Source organism: Bradymonas sediminis, from assembly GCF_003258315.1.
Taxonomy (GTDB): Bacteria; Myxococcota_A; Bradymonadia; order Bradymonadales; family Bradymonadaceae; genus Bradymonas; species Bradymonas sediminis.
This window is the reverse complement of sequence record NZ_CP030032.1, coordinates 414,494-438,465: the sequence shown is the minus strand read 5'-3', so window position 1 is coordinate 438,465 and position 23,972 is coordinate 414,494. Positions and strand designations below refer to the sequence as shown.

Genomic DNA, 23,972 nt, shown 5'->3' with positions numbered 1-23,972 from the left:
CCCCCTCAGCAGAAGAGCTTCTCAATCTGAGCGCGCACCGCCGGGTAGTCGCGGATCAGCTCAAGCGCCATCTGCGCGTGGCCGTGGGCGTAGCCGTTGCCGATGAGCAGGTCGACGTCCTTGCCAACCCCCTCACACCCCAGCGCCGCCTTCGAGAAGTCGGTCGCCATATTGAAGAAATAGACCCGACCGCGATCCTTGCACGCAAGAATCGCCGACATCTCGGTGTCGGCCACATTGCAGGTGTTGATCACCACGTCGAAGAGGCCGCCGTCGATCATCTCAGAGACCTGCTCGAGGACCTGGGCGGGATTCTTCGCGTTTCCGGTGCGGAAATCGTTGATGATGCCCTCTTCTTTCATGACGCTGAGGTTCCCATCGCGCAGGTCATACCCGCAGATGACGCCGTCGGGCCCCATCGCGTCGCGAGCCGCCGCGGCGCAGATCATGCCGGATTTCCCCATCCCGAGGACCAACATCCGCGAGGCGCCTTCGGCCAGGCGAACGGTCTGAGCCGGCGCTCCACACACGTCGAGCACCGAGAGCGCCAGGCGCGCCGACATATCGTCGGGCATGCGCACGATCGGCGAGCTGGGCCACAAGAAGGCAGTGGCCGTGACGTCGGCCTGGTCGGCGTCGAGGTAGACCTTGTCGACGCTCTCAAGCAGCAGCGGCGTCAGGGTCAGGCTCACCAGAGAGGCGATGCGGTCGCCGACCTTAAGCCCCTCGGGGCCCTTATAATTCGGGCCGAGCCCGCGCACCGTGCCGATGAACATTCCGCCACTGCCGGTGACCGGATTTTGCATCTTCCCGCGCTGGGCGACGATCTCCTCGATGCGCGCGGCGACCTTGGCCTCATCGCGGCCAACCTCGCCCATGATCTGGTGGAAGCTCGCCGAGTCGATATTGAGCGTCTCCACCTCGACCACGATCTCGTTATCGTAGGCCGGCGCGCTATTATCGAGCTTCAGCGAGCTCTGCGGCAGCACACCCTGCGGCTCGATGACCCGATGCAACCCGTATAAATGCCCACCTTTTTTAAATTCCATGCGCTTGTCTCTCACGAAGTTATTAAATTATTTCAAACCTAATTTTGCCATCACCGATTGCAGGTCCTGCCAGGTCGTGCGCTTCATATCGACCTGCTGGCGCCCCTGTGAGGCGACCAATTCACGCGGATGATAGGTCGGCATCAAGGGCGTTCCGCGCCAGGTCTGCCATTGGCCACGCGCCGGCTTAATCGAGGGATCTACCAAGCTCATGACCTTGGTCGCGAAGCCGCCCAGGGCGACGATGACCTCGGGTTCAATCACGCCGAGCTGCTTAAATAAGAAGGGCTGACATTCCTTAACCTCGTCGAGCTGTCCCGGGCGGTCGCCGGGCGGGCGGCACTTAAGCACGGTGCATAGATAAACGTCGTCGAGGCTTAAGCCCATCGCCTTGACCATCTTCGCCAGCAATTCGTCCGGCGTGCCGGCGACGCTGGACTGGGCAAATGGCGAGCCCGCCTGGTCATCGGAGGCGCTCGGCGCATCGGCCACAAAGACCAGACGCGCGTCGGGGTTCCCCGCGCCAAAGACGATCGACTTTCGCCCCTCGCAGAGCCCGCAGCGTCGACAATCGCCCATATAATTCTGCAAAAACGCGAGCTTCTCGGGCTTCGACATCTTCGCTGGATCTTTGCGGAGCGCGGGCGCGGGTTTGGGCGGCGCAGGCTGCGACGGCGGCGCGTCGTAGAACATCGCCGGGTCATAATCCGACGGCATCTCCAGCTCGCTCTCATCGCCGTCCATCAAATAAATATCATCTTCGTCAGCGGACATATTCTGTGGCTCACTCTGAGAGGGATTAGGCGCCGATTGCGCCGGCGCGGCGCGCTGAGGCGTGGGTCGCGAGGGCGCGGCGCGCTCGGGCGTAGGTGCCGAAGTTTGGGTCGGCGCAGATGCTTCGGGCGCCGCAGCGTGGCCCTGAAAACGCTTGGCCGGCCGGCTTCCGAGGGTCTTCCACGGCGTCGCGGTCGAGGAGCCGAGAATATCCGGGGCGGGTTGAGCCGCCGAGGGTTCTTTCTTGGCAAAACGGCTGGTGGGGACCGGGCTGCCGGTGCTGCGCTCGCCCTGCTCGGGGGGCGACGGGGCAGAGGTCGGCGCGTCTGGCGCCGCCGGCGCACGCGGCGGGGCCGCCGGCGGCGCATAAGACGGAGGCTGCGTCGGCGCGCTGGCCTGCGGACCACGAAGCCCCGCCTTGAGCTTGTCGAGCTTCGCCTGCTCCCGCGCTTTTTGGGTCGCCTCGAACGCCGCGCGCTCGGCCGGCGGCGCCGGCACGCTCCCGATCGCGCCGTTCGCCCGCTGCCACTTCAAATATTGCTTAAGCGTGCGAGTGACGCGGTGAAGCTCACCGCGCGCGCTGATCGAGCTGATATTGAGATCTTCGGTCATGATTTTTCCACTGCAAGCTTCGACGGTGCGCCCGCCAGATTCGCCGCGACCCGCCAGATATCGACGGCCAATTCTTCTTTGGTAGCCGGGCCGACATCAAGGGCGTCTTCGGCCGAAATAATCGTCACCTTCGAGGACTCCGCCCCAAAGGCCGACGCCGCCCCGCCGATCTGATTGGCGACGATCATATGCGCGCCCTTTCGCAGACGCTTGGCTGTAGCGCGCTCAACCACATCGTGAGACTCCGCCGCGAAGCCGATCAAAAACGGTCCGCCAGGCTCCTGCGAGCCCTTGGCCAACGCTCCGTAGAGCCCGCCAAGTTCGGCGAGTATATCGGGATTCTGGGCTAATTCGAGGGTCAGATTCAGCGAGGATTTTGCGCGCTTTTGGGCCGACGCCTCGGCCGGCCGGATATCCGCGACGGCCGCGCACATGCATACAAAATCAGCGCCGGGCGCCTCGGCGAGCACCGCTTGATGCATCTGCAGGGCGCTGGTGACCTGAACGGCGCGCACACCCGGTGGGACCGACAAAGCGGTCGGGCCGCTCACCAGCGTAACTTTGGCCCCCGCAACCCAGGCCGCGCGCGCCAGGGCATAGCCCATGCGCCCGCTCGACGGGTTCGAGATAAAGCGGGCCGGGTCGATATATTCGCGCGTCGGCCCCGCGCTGATCACCACGGACTTTCCGGCCAATATTTGCGGCGCGACCGCACGATCTAAATATTGCAGCAGCACCGGCGCGTCGGGCAAACGCCCTGGCCCAACCTCCTTGCACGCAAGCTCGCCGGAGTCCGGCGTGATCACCTGATAGCCGGCGGTGTCGCGCAAGATGTCGAGATTTCGCTGCACCAGGGGGTGAAACCACATCTGGGTATTCATCGACGGCGCGAGCACCAGGGGCGCGCGGGTCGCCAGAATCACCGTGCTCAAAAGATCGTCGGCCAGCCCGCCGGCCAACCGGCCGATGAGATTCGCGGTCGCCGGCGCCACCAGGACAACATCGGCCCAGCGCGCCAGGTCGATATGCCCGATCTCACTCTCGTAGGTGGCGTCGAAGATCTCGGTGCCCACCGGGTTCTCGGACAAGACCTGTAGCGTCAGCGGGCGCACAAATTCCTGGGCCCCGCGGGTCATGATGACGCGCACCGAGTCGCCGCGCTTTCGCAACGCCCGCACGATCTCACAGGCCTTATAGGCCGCGATTCCCCCGCCAACTCCCAACAAAATATTCATGCCGACAACTCCAAAAACTCCAAGAGCGTATGCAGCAGCAACCCGGTCGCGCCCCAGATAATATGCCCTTCAAAATCGTAGAAATGAAGAGGGTACGCTCGCCCATGATATTCGCGACTTTCGATGCGATGGCGGGCCGGGTCGCGAAGCGCCGACAGCGGCGCCTCAAAGATGGAATGAATCTCACCAGGGTCAGCGATGAGCTCCCGGCTCGCGTCAAACTCGGCGACAAAGGCGGTAATCTCAAACCCGGAGTACGTCGGCAAACTCGCCAACGCCCCGTAAACTTGAACGCATTTGGGCGCGAGCCCCACCTCTTCGTGGGTCTCGCGCAGCGCCGTCTGGAGCAACGTCGCGTCTTCCTCCTCTCGGCGCCCTCCCGGAAAACTGATCTCGCCGGCGTGATTGCGAAGATGCTTGGAGCGCTCCGTAAAGAGCACATAAAGCTCGCCGTCGCGCTCGCAAAGCGGCACCAGCACCGCGGACTGCCAAAAGATTTTCTCCTCCGAATCGCGATCAACCCGCCAGCGTCGCAGCGGCTCTTCGTTCAGCCGCTGCAACCTCTGGCGAATCAATTCGGGATTTAGATCGATCTTTGGCATCGCGCTCAAGCAACCATCATAAGCTCATGAATGAATCACCGACCGATGATCGCGCGGAAGACGCTGCGGCCATCTTCATCGCGGTCGAACTCGACATCCACGATATCCAGCGACAATTTACGGATTCTGCCGCGCGGCAGACGCACATGGGCGTACTCACCGTCGTCGATCTTGATGACCCGGCAGCGCCCAAGCTTCGGATGCTCCAGGATATCACCGGCCTGAATCGCCGGCTCTTCAAGGTCGACATCGGCGTAGAGGTCGGTCGCGCTGGGGCGCTTGGCCCCGGCTCCCGGGGCGCTCGAGCGCTCCGGAGCTGCCGTTTCGGCGACCGCGTCCTTCCAGGACAATCCCTTGCCGGCGATGGGCGCGGGCGTGGCCTCGGGTTGCGTCACCGGCTCGGGCGCGGCCTGGGGCGCTGGCTTGTGCGCGACCTTTTGCGGCGCGGGGGCGGCCGGCGCAACGTCGCGCGCTGGCGCCGCCGCGGGTGCCACCGGCGCTGCGGGCGCGGGCAACTCGACGCGCGTAATCGAGCGCATCTTCAGCCGCCCGGTCTCCGGGTCCAGCTTTCGCTCGATCGCCAGGTCCTCAAAAATATCCAGCACGAACTCGCAGGAGATCGCCTTGGCCGAGCGCAACTGCCCCGACACAAATTGCGCCCCAGCCGGCCCTTCGACGCTGAGCAGGCATTCAAGGCGGGGCACCACGGCGTCGCCTAATTTCGAAATATTGCCCTGCAACGAGATTAACTCAAAGCAACCCTCGGCGCTCAACGTCGCCTTATAGGTTGCGCTCACCGGGTCAAAGCGTGCCAACTCTACCTGGGAAAAAGAGCCAATCGCCTCGATCCGCCCAGCGCCCACATCATGCTCTTGGCATAGCTTGGTGATCGCGCTGACAAACTCTTCGCCTTCTTCGATGCGCCCGACCAGCCGGCGCGTTCGTGTCGTTTCCTGAAAAATCAAAGTCTTATCGGGGGGTTGATGTGGAAGTGAAAAACTCGGCGATGTGATGCTCGGTTCCTATCGGGCTTTGGGGCTAATTTTCAAGCCCTCGCGCCCGCGCTCGACAAGCAAATCGCGTCCGCGGCAAACTTGCACACAACACGGCAGATCGGCAACTTCCATCTCGAAAAGTTGTTCCCCGCTGCCACGAAACGCCGATGCGCTGACTTCCACCGACTATAAACCCGTTTGAGAGCGCGGCGAGCGATCGCGGGGCGTGGGCCGCAAACGATCCCGGTAAATCACATCGTCGCACTTGCTTAATGGATGCGTATTGACCTATGCAGCGGGAAGAAACAGCCGGGGCCGCGCGTTTGTCCCCAAAGCCCTCTTTATGAGAGCATTTGGCCGGCCGGGCGCCCCGGGCGCACGCGCACAATTGGAGCGCGAACACGTAGACATTTTGTAATCTGACAAGTGAATAGCAAGGCGAGTGAAGGGATGACGGACAAAACCGACAGCAAAGAAGATATCGAAACCACGCAAAAGACCTATCGAATCGTCTGCACATTGTGTGGCAATAAATCAAAGGTCCCTTTTCGCCCCAAGCCCGACCAGGATGTATTCTGCGGCATGTGCTTTAAGTTTAAGCGCGAGGGGGTTCAGAAGGGGCGTGAGTCCAAGGCGCCGCGCGTCAAGCACGGCACGCGCGTGATGCTGCCGATTCAATGCGCGCTATGCGGCAAAAACGAAACCCTGGACTATGTCCCCAAAGGCATCCCCTTGCAGGATATTTTATGCTCGGGTTGCGTGCGCGCGACCCACGGCGAGGAGTCTCGCTGGGCCGAGATCAGCGAGAAAAAGGTCGCCGAGAGCCAGGCCGAATGGAGCTTTAGTTGCTGCGATTGCGGCCGCGAGGACTACCTGAAATTCGAGCCCAAGCCGCACGAAGAATACCGATGCGGCCGCTGCTTTAAGGAGCAGGAAATCCCGAGTCCCGAGCGCCTTGCAGGCCGTGAAAAGGTCGGCCCAGCCGTGTTTATCCGCAAGAGCCGCGAGAAAAAATAATCACCCACCATTTATGAGGGAGCCTTAAGACACGTGGACCCAACGACAATGCTGGACTGGCAAATCGTCCAGAATATCTTGATTTCATTGGCGTTGGGCGCGGTGGTCGGCCTGGAGCGCCAGAGCCACCGGGTGGAGGGGAGTTCGCGCTCCTCCACCGGCGTGCGCACCTTTGCGCTGGCGAGCCTGTTGGGAACCGTCTCGGCGGTCGCGTCCTCCAACGGGTTCCCCGGACTCATCTATCTGACCGGGGGCGGCTATTTTCTGATGATCTTAGCCTACCTCTTCTTCCAATTTCGCGAGCACGACGGCATCCCCGGCATCACCACCGAGGTCGCCGCGCTCATCGTCTTCGTGCTCGGCGCGCTGGTTCCCTCGAACCCGATGCTGGCCGCCGCGCTCGGCGTCATCGTCGCGGCGATCCTCTCGATTAAAACCTATACCCACGGGGCGGTCGAAAAGCTGAGCCAGGTCGAGATCCTGGCGACCATGAAGTTTCTGCTCGTCCTGGTCGTCTTGCTGCCGATGCTTCCTGACCGGGCGATGGGGCCGGATAATATCTATAACCCGCGCGAATTGGGCTACCTGGTGGTGCTCATTAGCGCGATCAGCTTCGCGGGTTATTTTGCCATTCGCTTTATGGGCAAACGCCAGGGCATCGCGCTGACCGGTGCGCTCGGCGGGCTCGCCTCGAGCACCGCGGTTACCCTGTCGATGGCCGGGCGCGTCAAAGCCGCCGACGATAACCCCGAGGTCCGGGTCCCCGCCATTTTTGCCATCGTCATCGCCAACGCCATCACCCCGATTCGCCTGCTGCTGGCGGTCGCGGTGGTCAACCTCTCGGTGGCCAGCGCCCTGGTGCTCCCGCTGCTGGCGATCTGCGCCCCGAGCGTCATCATCGCCGCGATCGTCTGGCCCAGAATGAGCCGCGCCGCCTCCGAGGAGGCGAGCCAATCTGACGGTTCGCTGCAGAAAACTCCGGAGTCCGCCCGCGAAGATGACCCCGAGGCGCGCCGCGAGGATGAGACCTCCGAGAGCCTCGGGATCACGAACCCCTTCCGGCTGGTGCCGGCCATTAAATTCGGCTTGGTGTTTATCCTCATCATCGGCGTCGTCCACCTCGCCCGCACCTTCTTCGGGCAGTCGGGTACCTATATCGCCTCGTTTATCAGTGGGTTCACCGGCGTCAACGCGATCAGCATCGCCCTGGCGCGCATGCAGGAGAGCGGCGAGGCGACGATGCTCATCGTGAACCGCGCGATCATCCTGGCGGTCCTGGCCAACGCGCTGGCCAAGATCACGATGTGCGCGACGCTGGGCTCCAAAAAGCTCGGCCTGCACGTCGCCCTCGCCCTGCTCCCGACCTTCATCATCGGCGCCATCGTCTTCGCGCTGCTGGGCTGACTTCCGACGCTCACGCCCCCCCGCCGCCGCCGCCGCCTCGCTGTCGGCGCGCAGATTCCATTCGCGCGCCTGCGCATTCTGCGCTACATTCATCCCCACGAACCCCCTCTTGCAACTTATATATCCCTCGATCCAGGCATCACCATGGGTGAGCAGAATATCAAGGAAGGAAAAGGCGAGGACGACCGCCGCCACTTCATGCGCCACGTGCTGCGCGACCTGCGCGCGCTCGAGCAGATGCTCAAGGACGGGGTCTTTGAGACCGGCATCCGGCGCATCGGCGCCGAGCAGGAGATGTTCCTGGTGGACGATAAATTTCGGGCCGCCACCTGCTCGCCGCAGGTCCTGGCGGAGCTAAACGACCCGCAATTCACCACGGAGCTTGGGCTCTTCAATATCGAGTTCAACGCGCTGCCCGCGGAGTTCGGGGGGCGTTGCCTGCGCGACCTCGACGCGCAGATTACCCAGGCGGTGCGGCGCTCGCGCGCGGCGGCGCAACTCCACGGGGCAGACGTCGCGCTGGTGGGGATCTTGCCGACGATGAAGAAGTCGGACCTCGGGCTTGAAAATATGACCCCGCAGCCGCGCTACCGGGCGCTGAACGACTCGATGACGGCGCTGCGCGGCAAGGCCTACGACTTCCATATCAAGGGGACCGACGAGTTTATCGTCCAGCACGATAATGTGATGTTGGAGGCGTGTAACGCGAGCTTCCAGGTGCATTTCCAGGTCGCGCCCGACGAGTTCGCCCATCTCTATAATATCGCCCAGGCGGTCGCGGCGCCGGTGTTGGCGGTGGCGACCAACGCCCCGATGCTCTTCGGCAAGCGGCTGTGGAAGGAGACGCGCATCGCGCTATTTCAGCAGTCGGTCGACACCCGCTCCTCGGGCACTCACATCCGGGAGATGCACCCGCGGGTGAGCTTCGGGTCGCGCTGGATCAAGGACTCGGTGCTCGAAATTTACCGCGATGATATCTCGCGCTTTCGCCTGCTCTTTAGCGGCGGCGAGGCCGAGGATCCCTTCGCCGCACTGGAGGCCGGGCGCGCCCCGCAACTGTCGGCGCTTCGGCTGCATACCGGCACGGTCTACCGCTGGAACCGAGCGTGCTACGGCATCTCGGAGGGCAAGCCGCACCTGCGCATCGAGAATCGGGTGCTGCCGGCGGGGCCAACGCCGGCCGACGAAACCGCCAACGCGGCGTTCTGGTTCGGGCTGATGAGCGGGGTGTCCGACAAATATAGCGATATCAGCAAGCACCTCGAATTCACCGACGCCAAGGATAACTTCTTCAGCGCGGCGCGCCACGGCCTGGCGGGGGCGATGACCTGGACCGACGGGGCGCGCCGGCCGACCCCCGAGCTTATTTTGGACACGTTCTTACCGCTGGCCGAGGCAGGGTTGCAGCGCGGCAACGTCGACTCTGAGGACATCGGGCGCTACCTGGGGATCATCGAGGAGCGGGTGCGCGCCGAGCAAACCGGCGCCGACTGGATGCTCAAGTCCTTTAATGGGATGAAGAAAAAACACAGCCTGGCTGAGCGCCTCACCACGCTCACTCAAGCGCTGATTGAGCAGCAGCACAGCGAAAAGCCGGCCCATGAGTGGCCGCTGGCGCGGGTCGCCGAGGAGACCGCCTGGGAGGACCATTACCAATTCGTCGGCCAATATATGTCGACCGATCTCTTCACCGTCAACGAGGACGAGATCGTCGATATGGTCGCGGCGGTGATGCAATGGCAGCATGTGCACCATGTGCCGGTCGAGGATACGAATCACCGCCTGGTCGGGCTGGTGACGCGGCGAGCGTTTTTGCGCCTGCTGGCCACCGGGATTATCTCCGAAGATACCGCCATTCCGGTGCGCGATATCATGACGACTGATCTGGTCGTCATCACGCCGGAGACCACGACGCTTGAGGCGATCCGGCTGATGCGCGAGCACCAGATCTCGGGGCTTCCGGTGGTCGAGGACGGGCATCTGGTTGGGATGGTCACCGAGCGCGATTTTATGCATATTGCTCGGGGGCTCATCGAGGAGCGCCTGGCCTCGGCGCCCAAAGATTGTCCAAAGGACGCTGACACGCATTAAGATGACTAATTTTTACGCATAAATAAGAGTGGATATGAAAGTCGGAATTCTTACTGGCGGCGGCGATTGCCCCGGCCTCAATGCAGTGATTCGCGCGGTGGCCAAGAGCCTGATGCTCCAGTGTGGGGCGACGGTGATCGGAATCGAGGACGGCTTCCTGGGGCTCATCGAGCGGCGCACCCGGGAGCTGAGCTATAAGGATGTCAGCGGAATCTTGTCGCGCGGCGGGACCATCCTTGGCACCCATAATAAGGCGAACCCCTTCGCGTATTTTGGCCGAGACGGCGAGGATGTGTCGGCGGAGGTAAAGGGGTATTGCGATGAGCTCGGGCTGGACTGCGTGGTGGCGCTTGGCGGCGACGGGACGATGTCGATCTGCCACCGCCTGCAGCAGATGGGCCTCAACATCGTCGGGGTGCCCAAGACCATCGACAACGACCTGATGCAGACCGATCGCACCTTCGGCTTCGACACCGCGGTGACCATCGCCACCGACGCGCTCGACCGCCTGCAGACCACCGGGCAGAGCCACAGCCGGGTGATGATCCTGGAGACCATGGGCCGCTACGCGGGTTGGATCGCCTTGCACGCCGGGATCGCCGGCGGCGCCGACGTGATCCTGCTGCCCGAGATTCCCTTCACCGTCGAAGAGGTCGCGCGCGTCTGCCAGGCGCGCGAGGACCGCCAGCGCTTCACCATCATCTGCGTGGCCGAGGGCGCCACCGCCGAAGACGGCAAGATGGTGGTGCGCGAGCGCATCGACAATAGCCCGGACCCGCTGCGCCTGGGCGGCGTGGCCAATTGGCTCAAGGCCGAGCTCAGCGAGCATATCAGCAGCGAGATCCGCACCGTGGTGCTCGGGCATGTCCAGCGCGGCGGCCCGCCCACCGCCTATGACCGGGTGCTGGCGACCAGCTTCGGCACCATGGCCGCGTCTCTGGTCGCGCGCAAAGAGTTCGGACGTATGGTAGCCTTGCAGGAGCAGCGCATGACCAGCGTGGCGCTCGAAGAGGTCGCGAACCTCACCCGCACCGTCCCGCCGGACGCCATGGGCGTGCTCGCGGCGGCGGCGGTCGGCACCTCGTTTGGCGCCCCGAAGATGCACCTTGACCCGGCGCAGCTTCCTGAAGGAAAACGACTGAGTTAACACGGCTTAAACGATCGATTTATTCGCCCGGTTTTGCAGGCCAAAGTTGCCGCATCCCCGATTACCTGTTAGGTTTATTTCGACTTTTCGAGCTAATATATGCATCCCTTTTTGACCGGTAGCAAATCATAATGGGGGATAGTTTTCCCAAAGCGGGCGGGGTATTTCAGAATCGCTACCGCATCAATTCGGTGATCGGTCGAGGCGGCTTTGCCCAGATCTATCTTGCGGAGCAGATGGATCTCGGGCGCCAGGTCGCGCTCAAGGTGTTAAGCCCCGGGTTGCGCGGCGACGACAAGCACGCCCAGGAGGTCGCGGAGCGATTCCGCCGAGAGGCGAAGTTGGTCGCGTCCTTGCGCGACCCTCATACCATCATCATGTACGATTACGGGCGCACCGAAGACGCCCTGCTCTATATGGTGTTTGAGTATATCGACGGGCTTACCCTGAGCGGCCTGGTGCGAAAAGAAGGGCGCATCTCGGCCGAGCGCGCGTCGAAGATCCTGCGCCAATGCCTCTCCAGCCTGCAGGAAGCCCACGCCATGGGCGTGCTGCACCGGGATATCAAGCCCGCCAATATCATGGTCTACGAGCATATCGGGCGCACCGACCAGGTGAAGGTGCTCGACTTCGGCATCGCCAAGAGCGTGCTGGGCGACGATGACGGCGCCGGGCGCGACCTCACCCAGGCCGGCATGATCATCGGCACCCCGCGCTATATGGCCCCGGAGCAACTTCGCGGCACTCCGCTGGGCCCGCAGACCGACATCTATAGCCTGGGGCTGGTCGCTTACGAGTTGCTCACCGGCCAGCGCGCCATCGAGCTGGACTCGATGGTCAGCATCATCACCCGACAGGTCTCCGACGACCCCATTGAGCTGCCCGACAATCTCGGGTTCTCGCCGCGCTTTCGCGCGATCATCAATCGGATGTTGCACAAATCGGAGCAGCGCCGCTTCCAGACCGCCAACGAGATCCTGAGCGCGCTCGACGCCCTGGACCCGGCCGATTTCGAGGTCAACGCGCCCGCAGCGCCCGAGGCCGAAGAGGATTATAAGGCGACGGTGCGCATGCCCCCGCCGTCGTTTGACAGCCAGATGTTCGACGCACCGGCGCCCTCCGGCGAGCGGCCCGCGGGCATGCCCGCGCTGCCCCAGACCGAGCGCCCTCCGGGGATGCCCGCGCTACCGCAGCATACGCCCACACCTACCGGCGGCGTCCCGGCCTACACGCCCACGCCTACCGGTGGCATTCCGGTCTATACGCCCACGTCGCCCCGAAACACCACCGGGTTCTCCAACGCCGCCCCTCCGGTCGACGGGTTTTCAAGCTCCGGGACAATCCCGGCGATGGCGACCGCCAAGCCCAAGTCGCGCATGCCTCTCCTGGTGATTATTACCCTGTTGGTACTGCTGGGCGCGGGTGGGCTATTTTATGCCTATAGCGCCTCGCAAAGCTCAGGCGACACCGTGGTGACCACACCCACGCGCGAGTTGCGCCCCATCACCGAGACCGCCCCCCCGGTGCCCGAAGCACCCACGGCTCCGCAGCAGAACATCCCCGAGGTCGCGGCTGCGCGTGCCCCGGACGAAGCGGCTGAAGTGGTCAACCTGGGCATCCAATTGGGCGCCAGCGAGCAAGCTCGACAGGCTCAACGGGCCGAGGAGGATGCCCGAGCCGAGGCCGATAAGGCTTCGGAGACCACCGCGACCGCGGCCGAAGAGGCGCCCGCGCGGGCCAAGGAGCCCCAGGCCCCCAAGGCTGCTCCCAAGCGCGCGCGCACCGAGCGCACCCGGACGACGGTCAAACCAAAAGAGAGCAAAACCAGTCGCAAGAAGGCCGCCGAACCGGCACCTAAAAAGGACCAGCCTTCGACCTCTTCTTTTCCCGCCCTCGACGGCATTTAACCTCATAGGGTCTCGATCATGACGAAGCGGCGCTCCCAAAAATCGATGCTCATCATCTGCGCACTCTGCCTCTTTGTCGGCGCGGCCGGGGTCGCACTCCCCGCCTCGGCGACGGCGCAAGAAGACGCGCCGATCACCGAAGAGGAGCGCGCAAAGGCCGAGGCGCACTTCGCCAAGGGCGCCCAGTACTTCTCCGAAGAGCGCTACGCTCTGGCGATCGTCGAGTTCCTGAGCGCCTATAAACACAAACCCGATCCAATGCTCCAATATAATATTTCGGTGGCGCACTCACGCCTGGGAAATATCGACGAGGCCTACGCCGCCGCGCTCCGCGCCGCGGGCTCCAAGGGCATGCCGGAGCGTGCGGTCCCGGTCAATATGGCGCGCATTCGCGCCTGGGGAAGCGCCTTGCAGGCGCGCGCCGTCGTCGACGACATCAACGCGCCGGAGCAACCCACGCCGGTCAGCCAGGTCGAGCCAGGCGATGAAGTCCGGCCGATCCCCAAGCCCCAGAAAGCCAGCAGCCCGGCCCTGTCGACCCTCGGGTGGTCGGGAGTCGCGGCGAGCGCGGCCGGCCTGGGCCTTCTGGGCTATGCGGGATATGTGGAGGCCTCCATGGGCGACGATATCGAGGCCTATAAGGCCGCCGCCTACGCCCCGACGCCCGAGGCCTATCAACGCCATAAAGACGACCTCGCCGCGCGCCAAACGGTCGGCCTGGTCACGCTCTACTCGGGCGCCGCCCTCACCGCGGTGGGGCTCGGCCTGCTCAGCTACGACTTGCTCAGCGAGGACGGCGCAGAGACCGCCTCGATCGACCTGTCGGCCGGCGGTGACGGCGCCACGGTGCGCCTGACATATCTATTCGATTAACGCCCGGTTTCGAGGCATCTACTCATGACAAACGCCATCCAGAAGCGCCGCCCCATCATCTCGCCCGAGCTGCGAAAGCAGGCAGGCTCGGCCCTGATCAAGAACCTCTTCGCCGGCCTCGGCGCCCTGGTCCGCCTGGACCCGCGCAGCAAACCCGAGAAGCACGGCGTGCGCCACCTGCAAGATATCCCGTATATCAGCACCGGCAACACCGCCCACACCCTGGACCTGTTCATCCCCACCGACTCACCGGGCCCCCACCCGGTGGTTTTTTACGTCCACGGCGGCGGCTTTCGCATCCTGTCCAAAGACACCCATTTTGGCATGGCGATGCAATTTGCCCGCAAAGGGTATCTGGTCGTCAATATCAACTATCGCCTCTCCGAAGAGCAGCCATTTCCGGCCGCTTTCCAGGATAGCTGCCAGGCGTATTGCTGGATGTGCGAGAATATCGAGGACCTCGGCGGGGACCTGAGCCGCGTCATCGTGGCGGGGGAGTCCGCCGGCGCAAACCTGGTCACCAGCCTGACCATCGCCGCCTGCTATGAGCGCGAGGAGCCGTTTGCGCGCGCGGTCTACGCCACCGAGGTTGTGCCCCGGGTGAGCGCGGCGGCCTGCGGCATCCACCAGGTCAGCAATATCGAGCGCTTCACCACCCAGGAGCGCGTCCCCAGCTTTCTGGCGGACCGCCTCCAGGAGGTCAGCCGCGGCTATCTTCGCCCGGAACACCCGCCCGCCGACCCGGCGCTGGACTTCGCGGACCCGTTGGTCTTTTTCGAGCGCGCCCAGGCCCCGCAGCGCCCTCTGCCGGCGTTCTTCTTGCCGGTCGGCACCCGTGACATCCTGCTCGACGACACGCGGCGTCTGGGCGCCGCGCTGACCCGGATGGGCGTGGCGAATCGCACCTGCTATTACCCCGGCGAGGTGCATGCCTTTCACGCGTTCGTCTGGCGCGAGCAGGCCAAGCGCTGCTGGAAGGACCAATTTGAATTTCTGGACGAACACCTGGGGTAAGTCGACTGAGGTCAGCGAATATCGGGCATAAAAAAATCCCCCGCAATATAAATTGCGGGGGATTTTTTTGTCCGGGGCTCACGGTCTCCCGCGAAGCCCGAGCGGCTTAGTTGATCTTGATATCGAAGGTGAATCCATGCCCGGCAGAAGGATAATCATTGTCGATCATGATGATCACCGTTTCGGCGCCAGCCGCGGTATACGAAGAGGTAACACTGCTACTCTCGTCATTCGCGGGCGGCTGCAGGCAGCGATCCAGGGCGATGTCCGAACAACTATCCAAGAAGGTAATCACCGGATACGTAATGCCGTCGGCCGTCGCCGTAACCGTGACGGTTTCGTTCGCCTGGAGATCGACGCTATAATAGAATTCATCTCCACTGGTGTCGAAAGCACTCTGGCCACAATACTCGGCATGCTCGCTTTCGTTGATGCCGAAATTGCCGGTAAACGTCGCGCCGGCGGCGCTCGTCGCCTGGCCGGTCACATCGACGGCCATGTCGCAGCCCGACACACACCGGTCTCCCTGGCAATTACACGACTGCTCAACGAAGACCCCGTTATTGCAGACTTGAATGGTCTCCGCATCAATACACACTTCGACAGATGTCGCGTCGTCACAATCCGGTGCGCGCACATGGATCTGCATCTCGAACTCACCTGGGTCGGTGTCGCCGTAGTAGTTATCACCCACGATATAATAGGTACCGTCTTGCTCGGCGCGATACACCATCGTCTCGGTGTTCTCGCTGGAATAAGATGGGTGCTCATCAACCCACATTCCGCAGGTGCCGAGCAAATCGTCGCAGGAGGTCGCGATCCACAACTGACCACCCTCGGTCGAGGTCCAGGCGACCTCGACGATGTCGCCGGCGTTCATATCGACCGCATAGAAGACCTCCGGACCATTGGAGATCGTCCCGACGTTGGTGCAGCTGGACTCCCCAGCGGCGATGTCGCTCTGCGCCGAATAATCCTCCATCCGTCCCCGGAAGGTATGCGGTTGGCGGTCATCCGGGACCAGAATCGCGTCATCACAGGTGTCCCCAATAACGTCCATGCAGGCGCCGGCGTCGCAGCCGTAATAGCACTCCGTCTCCTCCCACAAGCGGTCGCGGTTACAGCGGCGCTTGGTGAATCCGTCGACGCACTCCTCGGCCCCAAACGTGCACTCATTCGAGCGCACCTGGACATCGATGGTGTACTCACCCTCGTAGACGTCGGCGTTCGCCGTGTCGACGATGATATAATAGGTGCCGGCGTAGCGAACATCGAAGAGCAGCGATTCCTTGCCGCCCTTGCCTGCCTCATCCACACCGCCCGAGCAGGCATTCTCCATGCCCGCGCCGCAGCTCTCAGACACCCAGATGATGGTATCTGCCGGAGAGTCGACCTTCACGTCGAGGAATTCACCCGCGTTCAGGTCAATCGCGTAGACCGCGTCGAAGCCCGGTGACGGACCGAGGTCGATACACTCATAGAGCTGCTCGCCGAGGTCGATCGAGTCGTTGAGGTCTTCGATAAGTCCGCGGTAGGTATGAACCTGACCGTCGTTGGGGACAATCTGCGCGTCTGCGCAGGTATCCGGAGCGACGCCGGTACAACCGCCGCCGGAGCAGGAGCCGTACATGCAGAATTGCTCGTTGAGGCGGCCCTGGTCACAGAACTCCTCGTTCTGGCCGTCCACGCAGCTGGTGACGCCAGGCGTACACTGCGCAGGTGACACGGCGATATCCAGGCGGAAGCGGCCGCTGGCGTTGCTATTCGCGCTGTCGGCGACCACGTACACGGTCTGGACCGAGTCGGACATATACCGGGTATATGCCTTCTGCTTGGTGTTGAGTCCGTCTTGGGCGCGACCACCGGCCAGGCAGCTGTCGGTGTCGGCGCAGTCGGTGAGGATATAGGCCATCGGCGCCTCGCCGCTCGGCGAGTACACGGTGGCCTCCAGGACGTCGTTGACTCCGAGGTCGACCTTGTAGATCAGGTCACTGCCCTTGCCTTCGGCGCGGGTGCAACCGTTGGCCGGGACCGACACCGAGTTATTGAGCTCGGCGAAGTTGCCTTCCACCGAGATACCAGCACCGACATTAGGGGGCTCAACGCCGCCGATATTCGTGGCGTTATCGCAGGTGTTTCCACCGGCGGCTTTCAGGCAGGTGCCCGCGGAGCAACCCTCGGCACAGATATACGTGGCGAGCACGCTGCTTCCGTCTTCGCTACAAACTTCGAGCGTATCGGCGTCCACGCAACGATAGGCGCCGGGCTCGCACGCCTTGCCGCTGCTGATGTCGACGGTGAATTGATAGTCGACTTTGAGCGAATCACTCGCGTCGACCACAAGGAACACGCTGCCGTCAGCCTGCGCGTAATATTGCAGCAGACCATCTTTACCGTTGGAGTCGACGCTCTGACATTTCTGCGCGGCGGCGACACAGGACTCCGAGATATAAGAGACCAGCGAGGACTTCTCGCCGTCCATCTCAATCGTGAGCAGCTCCCCGGCGAGCAGGTCGATGCGGTAGATATTCTCCTTACCGATCGTCTTGGATGTGCCGTTGAGGCATTGGTTATTCTTTCCGCTGTTGAGCTCCAGGCTATTCGTGCTGCCGGTGTCGTTGACGCTGCCGCCCACGGTCTCGCCGTGGAACACGACCACTGGCTCCTGACAGACGTCCCCGCTGGGGGCATCGCAGGCGCCGGCGGTGCAGGTGCTGCTGCAGGCGTAGTTCACGACTTCGCCCAGCGGACCGCAGAACTCCAGCTCGTCGCCAGCACAACCGAGGGTCTCGCCCGGCGTACAGGTCGGGGTGCGCACATCGGCCTTCATCTCGAAGGTGCCCGAGGCGGACACGCTGCTCGCGCCCACGTGGACAAAATAGACGCCGGCGTCGTGCGCCACGAAGGTCAGATGCTCGTTCTCGGACGCTCCCAGGTCCTGACCAATCAGGCAACTGGGCTCGCCGCCAGTGCTCACGCACTCTTGGGTCACGTAAAGCGCTGCGTTGAAGCTGCTCTGCACCAACTCCACATCGATAATCTGGCCGGGCTGGGTGGTCTCAATCTGATAGACCATATCATTGCCGCGCGTGCTCTTGCCGGTGCAGCTATTCGAGGAGAGCGTATAGTCCGGATAGAATTGGCCGGTGTCGCCGGTCACGGTGGTTCCCGGAGTCAGCACAAGCGGGTCCTCGCAGGTATCACCGGTCTCGATCACACACTCACCATTGAGGCAGTCTGCGCGGCACGGCTGCACCGTCGGGAAGCCCTCGGAATCACAGACCTCCAGGGTCGTATTGCTCGCGCAGCTCAGCGACTCACCCGGCACGCAGGACGGCTCGGTCAGCGTCGCGGTGACCGTGAAGTCCCCATCAGTGGTGATCGAGCTCCAGGTGTCCACGAAGATATAATAGTCGCCGGGGGTCGGCGCCATAAACTCGATCCACTCGGGGATGTCGCTCGAAGCCACGCAGGTTTGCTCTGCCGGATCTCCGATGGCGCACGATTGGCTCGAATAGATAACCGCGTCCTTCGAGGTCACCACCTCGGCGTGCACTTTGGTATTCGGCACGGTCGTCGTGATGACATACACGGCTTCGGGGCCGTTGGCCGTCGAGGAGCTGCAGCTACTGGCAGGCTTATTGTCGTGGGAGTAGTCGCTGAAATTACCGCTCACCGGCACGCCGCTGGTCAGCGCAAACGGCTGGCTACAGGTATTATTTGTCGGGCCCGAGCAGCTCGCGTTGCCGCCCGTGGGGCTGTCGGTGCAGCCGAAATTACAGTCGGTGATGACATCATATTGAGTGCCCCAGGGATTACACTTCTCGATATTTCCGTCGAGGTCACAGCGCGATTTCTCAGCCGGGTCACAGGCGACATCGTTGAATTGGACGTCCAGGGTCGCCGAAGTCATCGTCACAAAGGAGCTACTGTCGGCGACCAGGTACACGGTCTCGTCCGCGGCGGTGTCGTTGGCGTAGCCAATTCGCTCGGTGCTCACGTTTCCACGGTTCGCGCCGATCTCGCAGGAAAGCGACGGGTCAATACAACTATTCATAATATACATCGACCCGAACTCGCCGCTCGGCAGCGTCAGCGTGGCGTCGAGCACTTTTCCGGGCGGGATCGTCACGGCCCAGACCGCCTCCGCTCCGCCGGTGTTATTCTGGCCTTCGTGCGCGGGCACACACGCGCTGCTGCTGGCGCTCAGGCTGATATCGGGGCGGTAATCGGCCCAATTAATCGTCGCCGTGAAGGGTTCGGATTTCTCAATCGCCTGCGAGCACAGGTCGCCTTCGACGCGACGGCAATCCTTGGTCTCCGGGTCACAACCCGCAGCGCACGATACTTCCTCAAGGACCGTCCCGGCGTCCGAGCAAATGCTCGCGGTGTTCTCATCGATGCAGGCATTGCTCGCCGGCGTACACACGACCCCGCCGATACCCATCGACACCTTAAACCCGCCGCCCGAGGAACCGTTGAGGCCCTGAACGATCAAATAATAGATGCCCGGCTCAAGCAGCGGCGAGAGCGAGTCACTCATATTGGAGACATCTGCCTGACAGGCGACTTCGCTGCTGTCGAGGGCGCACGCGCGTCGGATGCTCGCGGTCAATTTGGTCGAAGAGGAGTTCGGGATCACATAGATGCTCACCGCGCTGCGCTCTTCGATCTCGAAGCTATAGATAACCTCAGGCGCCGGGTTGTCGGTCCCCGCGCAAAGCGAACCCATCGCCGTGCTCGCCCCAGACGAGGTATTGCCGGACACCGGCGCGGAGCCCGGCACCAGCGGAATCGCGTTCATGCACGCTTCCTGGGTCTCCACCGTCGAGAAGCTCGCGCTCATCGTATAGTTAATTCCGGCCTCGGCCACGTCGTCGGCGGCGCTCACGCGCACGAGGTAATTGCCCGAGGCGATGGTGCTCAGGCGCACCAGCGCAGCTACCGAGCCGTTGACCCCGAATTGCCCGCTATTCTCGACCGCCAGGCTCTCGCCGGCAGGGTCGAAGACCTCGAGTTCAACGCCACCAAGCCCGATATCACGCTGCTCATATTGCACGTCGATCAGCAGCGCGCCCTCGGTCAAACCGTTGCTCAGGCTGAGCGCGTCGACCAGGAAATAATCGCTATCGGCGGCGCACATCGTTGCGGCCAGACGATAGTCGGAGGCCTCGGCGAGGAAATCAGTCGCCTCAGCTTCGGTGTTATTCGGCTCAAAAGCATCGGGCACACAGGCCGTCGCGGGTTGGCATTGGCGCGAAATACACTCGCGACCGTCGTTACAATCGAGCGCGGTCTCACAGGTCGACTGCTCCTGGCAGGCGACCAATTGCGAGATCGGGTCGTATTCACAGGTCTTATTGCCGTAGCAGCCGCCGTCGCCCGGGCCGTCGCCGCACGCGGCGTCTTTGAGCAGGCACGAGCCCAGCGAGCCGGACTCGAGCACGCAGATATGATTGTCCAGGCAATCATTATTCGAGCTACAGGTGTCGGGGTTGGCGCATTCGCCCAGCGAGGGAACGCAGACACCACCGTCGGCGCACTCGACCTCATTGACCACGCAAAGATCCGGCGCGCATTGTCCCATGTCGTTACAAAAGCTCCCCTCCATGCACAGATCGGAGTCGCCATCGCAATTTTCTGCGGCGACACACTTTTGCTCGTCGTAGTTACAGACGCCGCGTTTGCAATTGAGCGCTTCGCAGAAAGTCTGCTCGTTCATGCAGGTGCCAAGCTGGCAAATATCGCCAAATACACAATCGACATCGGCGGTTTCTTCTTCGCAAGAAGCCTTGCTCTGGCAGACCGTCGAGCCACGGGTACAGGTGCCGCGCTCACAGGTATTTTCGTCGCACGGGTCTTCGATACACACGAAGTCTGGGCCGCAATACGTGCCGAGTTCACAGTCTATATTGCTGGTGCAATCAACCGGTTCAGGGTCACACGCACTGCCCACGCATTCGTCATTATCGCTACACGCGCTCAAAGAAAGCGCGGCAGCCAGAAGCGAGGTCAACAGAAGCGCCTTCGCAAATCGAAACCCGCTCATTAAATGCAATCTACGGCTCATCTTAAACCTTTCAAGGTGGTTTGATATATAAATCACCCTAATATAAATTAGGGCGAAAGGAATAACGCCGCACACTACCATATTCCTCTTTACTTTCACAACAAACCGCCCCCTGTCGCGTTGTAGGACGAGTTGGGCTCGCGCCCTCCGCCCAAAGCCCCGCCATCCTTAAACAGAAAATACCCGCCCATGCCCGAAGATACTCCGCTGGAAATTCCCCACGGCGCCGCGACGCGACTCCCCGAACTCGGCGGCGGCTTCGAGCACCACGGCACGATTCGCGTGCCCGAGTTTCGCAATATCCTGATGAGCCGGCGCGTCCAGGACGTCGTCGACCACCCGGCCTTTCAGCGCCTGCGGCGCGTGCGCCAGCTCGGCCCGACCCACCTGGTCTACCCGGGCGCGGTGCACACCCGCTTCGAGCATAGCCTGGGCGTCTATAGTTGTGTGCGCATGTGCGTGAGCGCCCTGCTGCGCACGCCGGCCTTCGCCGAGTCTACCACCGAAGAAGACCTGCTCACCGTGCTGGCCGCCGGGCTGCTCCACGATATCGGGCATTACCCCTTCGCCCACAGCCTGGAGGCGCTGCACCTGAAGGGGCGCGACACGCCCCGCCACGAGGACGTCGGCGGACGCATTATTCGCGGGGAATTCGCCAACCTGTTTAGCGCCGCCCCACATGGTAAAAAGGGCCCGACCATCGCCGCGATCCTGCGCCAGCAATGGGGCGTCGACCCCGAGCGCGTTATCAACCTGTGCACCGGCGACCTTGGCCCGCACGCAACGCCCACCGACCGCATCCTGCGCTCGATCATCTCCGGGTCTATCGACGCCGATAAGATGGATTATCTCGAGCGCGACAGCCACCATATGGGCGTGCCCTACGGGCGAAATTACGACCGCGGGCGACTGCTCTCGAGCCTCACGCTCAATCACAACGAGGACGGCATCGCGATCAACGCCAAGGGAAAGGTCCCCGCCGAGATGTTCATCTTCGGGCGCTATACCATGTTTAGCGAAGCCTATTGGCACCACACCGTGCGCGCGGCAAGCGCGATGATCGAGGGGGCGATGGCCGCGTTCCACAGCCGCGGCGCGGTCTCAAAAGACGCGTTCCTGACCCAATTACTCAGCCACGACGACGACCGCCTGCTCGACTGGATCCGCGAGCAGACCCCCGCGCGAAGCGCCACGCGCTATCTCACCGCCGGGCTGACCCACAACCGGCGCCGCCTCTATAAGCGCATCGCCACCTTCAGCCGCGTCTACTCCGAAGAACGCAAACAAGAGGCCTACGCGCGCATCTACGAGATGGACGCGCCCGACGTCTACGCGCTCAACGACCGCCTGCGCGTGCGCCTGAGCGCGCGCGTCGGGCGCCCCTTGCACCCGGCCGACATCATCATCGACACGCCCCCGCGCGACAAAGACAAGCTCGAAACCATCGAGGTCGTCTACCCCGGCGCCAGCGGGCGCACACACTACCCGCTGCACGAATTGTCGCGGGTGGTCGCCGGCATCCAGGACGACTTTATGATGGTGGTCAAAAAGATCCGCATCTTCGTCGAGCCCAGCGTCGCCGCCGACCTGCAAAAAGAAGCGCGCAGCGACTGCGAGAAATCGCCGGTCGACGAATTGCTCCTCGATGAGATATTGCGCCCCTGAGATTTTGGTCTTCTGCTTCTATTTTTATGCTGAGCCTGCGATATGATCGAGCGTGCTGATTTTAGAAACCCCTTCGGGTCCGCCCAGATGACCCGGATGCTGCTGACCTGTACTGCCCTGCTCCTGGCCTCGGGTTGCAGCGTCTTTGACGCCCAGGAAAAGGTCGATTCGCAGCCCATCGCGCAGCTCCAGGCCGCCCCCGAAGCCCCCGAAGCGGAGCCCGAACCCGAAGAAGAGCCCGAGCGCCCGGTGCGCGAGATCCTCGCCGAGGCGATCACCTTCGAGTCGCTCGGCGACACGCTCTCGGGCGTCATCGAGCGCCCCGACACCCGCCAGGCCCCCGGCCCCGCCGTGCTCATCCTGCACGCCACCGGCCCGCACGACCGGCGCGGGCATTTCAAGACCGGCCTCGGCGTCCAACTTCCGGTCGAAGTCGCGGTCTACGAAGATATCGCCCAGCACCTGGTCAAAAACGGCTATATGGTGATGCGCTTTGACAAGCGCACCTGCGTCAAAGGCGGGCGGCCCTGGTGCACCTACCCGCGCGCTTATGTCGAATCCCATCGCTCGGAGTTGGCCGAGGCGCTTGAAGCCGACGCCGCGGCGGCCGTCGCGAAGTTGCGCACGGACCCGCGCGTCGATCCCACCCAGATCTTCATCATCGGCCACGGCCAGGGAGCCGACCTCGCCCTGGCGCTCTCCCCCAAAGTTAACCCCGCCGGCCTGCTCTTGCTCGCGCCGAGCCCCTACCCGATCGACCAGATCATCTCCCATCAGATCGACACCTCGCTCAAGCATCTGCAAAAGGAGCGAGAAAAGGCGGGCAACACGACCGAAGGCACGCTCCTGGCCCAACAGACCGAAGAACTTCAAAAGACCCAAACCCTGCAAAGCGAGGGGTTTGCGGCCCTTCGCGCCGGAGATTTCGACCAAGACGAGCTCCTCGGCGCCCCCGCGAAGACCTGGTCCGGCTTCTTCGCCCTGCATCAGCGGGCGAGCGCGCAACTCAGCCAAACGAGCGCCCCGATCCTGGCCATCTTCGGCAGCCACGACGGAGTACTCCCGCGCGGCAGCGCGCGCGCCTTCGAAGAAAAGACGCGCCCGGCCAACGCCGAGGATGCCGAAACCGGCTCGGTCGACATCGTCGAGTTGCCCAAAACCACCCATTTTATGATTGATATTGACGTCGAGGCCGACCCAAGCAGCGTCTCTGACGCGGTTCAGCAGCAGGTCCTCGACTTCTTGGACGCCCAGTCCGAGACCCGCGACTGAGCGCATCGAAAACTGAACGCATAGAAAAAGGCACCGCGAGCTCGCTCGGGGTGCCTTATTCGATTGGGGAAGGGGAAGGATTTCTCCGTCCGCATTAGCCCGGCCCGCCCATGGACTGCTTAGCCATGGACGATCCCGAGTCAGGATCCACCGGTCTCGAAGCTCTCAGTTCGCATCCGGAGCCACGCCACCAGAGATGCAATCGCCATCAATGATGGAATTCCGATGAATAAGCCAAGAATCAC

General features: G+C 62.8%; 15 protein-coding genes. 9 read left to right on the top strand and 6 right to left on the bottom strand.

Annotated features, from left to right (window positions below):
* Positions 1 to 5: 5 nt before the first annotated feature.
* The 5 genes from kdd to DN745_RS01620 are packed head-to-tail and all read right to left on the bottom strand — an operon-like array spanning position 6 to position 5,237.
* Positions 6 to 1,049 (bottom strand): L-erythro-3,5-diaminohexanoate dehydrogenase, encoded by a 1,044-nt coding sequence (kdd, locus tag DN745_RS01640; protein WP_111331547.1) that lies wholly within the window; start codon positions 1,047 to 1,049, stop codon positions 6 to 8.
* A 27-nt stretch (positions 1,050 to 1,076) separates the two neighbouring features.
* Positions 1,077 to 2,435 (bottom strand): uracil-DNA glycosylase, encoded by a 1,359-nt coding sequence (locus tag DN745_RS01635; RefSeq protein WP_111331545.1) that lies wholly within the window; start codon positions 2,433 to 2,435, stop codon positions 1,077 to 1,079.
* A complete protein-coding gene (gene coaBC, locus DN745_RS01630) occupies positions 2,432 to 3,670 on the bottom strand; it encodes a bifunctional phosphopantothenoylcysteine decarboxylase/phosphopantothenate--cysteine ligase CoaBC (protein ID WP_111331543.1) in 1,239 nt (412 codons plus the stop codon). Before coaBC ends, DN745_RS01635 begins: the two co-directional genes overlap by 4 nt.
* A complete protein-coding gene (locus tag DN745_RS01625) occupies positions 3,667 to 4,272 on the bottom strand; it encodes an NUDIX hydrolase (RefSeq protein ID WP_111331541.1) in 606 nt (201 codons plus the stop codon). The genes coaBC and DN745_RS01625 overlap by 4 nt, the downstream gene beginning before the upstream one ends.
* A 35-nt stretch (positions 4,273 to 4,307) precedes the next feature.
* Positions 4,308 to 5,237 (bottom strand): PPC domain-containing DNA-binding protein, encoded by a 930-nt coding sequence (locus DN745_RS01620; protein WP_111331539.1) that lies wholly within the window; start codon positions 5,235 to 5,237, stop codon positions 4,308 to 4,310.
* Between the two features lie 480 nt (positions 5,238 to 5,717).
* On the opposite strand from DN745_RS01620, the gene DN745_RS01615 reads away from it, so the two are divergent.
* From DN745_RS01615 to DN745_RS01585, 7 genes are all read left to right on the top strand, one after another.
* Entirely contained in the window at positions 5,718 to 6,284 is a 567-nt protein-coding gene (locus tag DN745_RS01615) for a CxxC-x17-CxxC domain-containing protein (protein WP_111331537.1), read from the top strand.
* A gap of 33 nt (positions 6,285 to 6,317) precedes the next feature.
* Positions 6,318 to 7,688 carry an MgtC/SapB family protein gene (locus DN745_RS01610; RefSeq protein WP_133621688.1) on the top strand — a complete coding sequence of 457 codons (1,371 nt, stop codon included), beginning with the start codon at positions 6,318 to 6,320 and terminating at the stop codon, positions 7,686 to 7,688.
* A gap of 144 nt (positions 7,689 to 7,832) precedes the next feature.
* A complete protein-coding gene (locus DN745_RS01605) occupies positions 7,833 to 9,779 on the top strand; it encodes a CBS domain-containing protein (RefSeq protein WP_111331533.1) in 1,947 nt (648 codons plus the stop codon).
* Between the two features lie 34 nt (positions 9,780 to 9,813).
* Entirely contained in the window at positions 9,814 to 10,926 is a 1,113-nt protein-coding gene (locus tag DN745_RS01600; RefSeq protein WP_111331531.1) for a 6-phosphofructokinase, read from the top strand.
* A gap of 131 nt (positions 10,927 to 11,057) precedes the next feature.
* On the top strand, positions 11,058 to 12,833 hold the full coding sequence (locus tag DN745_RS01595) for a serine/threonine protein kinase (RefSeq protein WP_111331529.1): 1,776 nt from the start codon (positions 11,058 to 11,060) through the stop codon (positions 12,831 to 12,833).
* A gap of 18 nt (positions 12,834 to 12,851) precedes the next feature.
* Complete coding sequence (locus DN745_RS01590) at positions 12,852 to 13,706, top strand: hypothetical protein (protein ID WP_111331527.1); 855 nt, start codon at positions 12,852 to 12,854, stop codon at positions 13,704 to 13,706.
* 24 nt (positions 13,707 to 13,730) lie between these two features.
* A complete protein-coding gene (locus DN745_RS01585; RefSeq protein WP_111331525.1) occupies positions 13,731 to 14,720 on the top strand; it encodes an alpha/beta hydrolase in 990 nt (329 codons plus the stop codon).
* Positions 14,721 to 14,826: 106 nt separating this feature from the next.
* Here DN745_RS01585 and DN745_RS01580 read toward each other — a convergent pair whose 3' ends face one another.
* On the bottom strand, positions 14,827 to 20,769 hold the full coding sequence (locus tag DN745_RS01580; RefSeq protein WP_111331523.1) for a hypothetical protein: 5,943 nt from the start codon (positions 20,767 to 20,769) through the stop codon (positions 14,827 to 14,829).
* 210 nt (positions 20,770 to 20,979) lie between these two features.
* On the opposite strand from DN745_RS01580, the gene DN745_RS01575 reads away from it, so the two are divergent.
* Positions 20,980 to 22,455 carry an HD domain-containing protein gene (locus tag DN745_RS01575; protein ID WP_111331521.1) on the top strand — a complete coding sequence of 492 codons (1,476 nt, stop codon included), beginning with the start codon at positions 20,980 to 20,982 and terminating at the stop codon, positions 22,453 to 22,455.
* A 42-nt stretch (positions 22,456 to 22,497) separates the two neighbouring features.
* Positions 22,498 to 23,727: an alpha/beta hydrolase gene (locus DN745_RS01570; RefSeq protein ID WP_111331519.1), complete on the top strand. Its 1,230-nt coding sequence runs from the start codon at positions 22,498 to 22,500 to the stop codon at positions 23,725 to 23,727.
* Positions 23,728 to 23,972: the final 245 nt, after the last annotated feature.

Coding starts and splice junctions, on each gene's coding strand:
- kdd (WP_111331547.1), bottom strand. CDS start 1,049: ATGGAATTTAAAAAAGGTGGGCATTTATACGGGTTGCATCGGGTCATC.
- DN745_RS01575 (WP_111331521.1), top strand. CDS start 20,980: ATGCCCGAAGATACTCCGCTGGAAATTCCCCACGGCGCCGCGACGCGA.
- DN745_RS01570 (WP_111331519.1), top strand. CDS start 22,498: ATGATCGAGCGTGCTGATTTTAGAAACCCCTTCGGGTCCGCCCAGATG.
- DN745_RS01635 (WP_111331545.1), bottom strand. CDS start 2,435: ATGACCGAAGATCTCAATATCAGCTCGATCAGCGCGCGCGGTGAGCTT.
- DN745_RS01615 (WP_111331537.1), top strand. CDS start 5,718: ATGACGGACAAAACCGACAGCAAAGAAGATATCGAAACCACGCAAAAG.
- DN745_RS01580 (WP_111331523.1), bottom strand. CDS start 20,769: ATGAGCGGGTTTCGATTTGCGAAGGCGCTTCTGTTGACCTCGCTTCTG.
- DN745_RS01585 (WP_111331525.1), top strand. CDS start 13,731: ATGACAAACGCCATCCAGAAGCGCCGCCCCATCATCTCGCCCGAGCTG.
- DN745_RS01590 (WP_111331527.1), top strand. CDS start 12,852: ATGACGAAGCGGCGCTCCCAAAAATCGATGCTCATCATCTGCGCACTC.
- DN745_RS01600 (WP_111331531.1), top strand. CDS start 9,814: ATGAAAGTCGGAATTCTTACTGGCGGCGGCGATTGCCCCGGCCTCAAT.
- DN745_RS01625 (WP_111331541.1), bottom strand. CDS start 4,272: ATGCCAAAGATCGATCTAAATCCCGAATTGATTCGCCAGAGGTTGCAG.
- coaBC (WP_111331543.1), bottom strand. CDS start 3,670: ATGAATATTTTGTTGGGAGTTGGCGGGGGAATCGCGGCCTATAAGGCC.
- DN745_RS01605 (WP_111331533.1), top strand. CDS start 7,833: ATGGGTGAGCAGAATATCAAGGAAGGAAAAGGCGAGGACGACCGCCGC.
- DN745_RS01595 (WP_111331529.1), top strand. CDS start 11,058: ATGGGGGATAGTTTTCCCAAAGCGGGCGGGGTATTTCAGAATCGCTAC.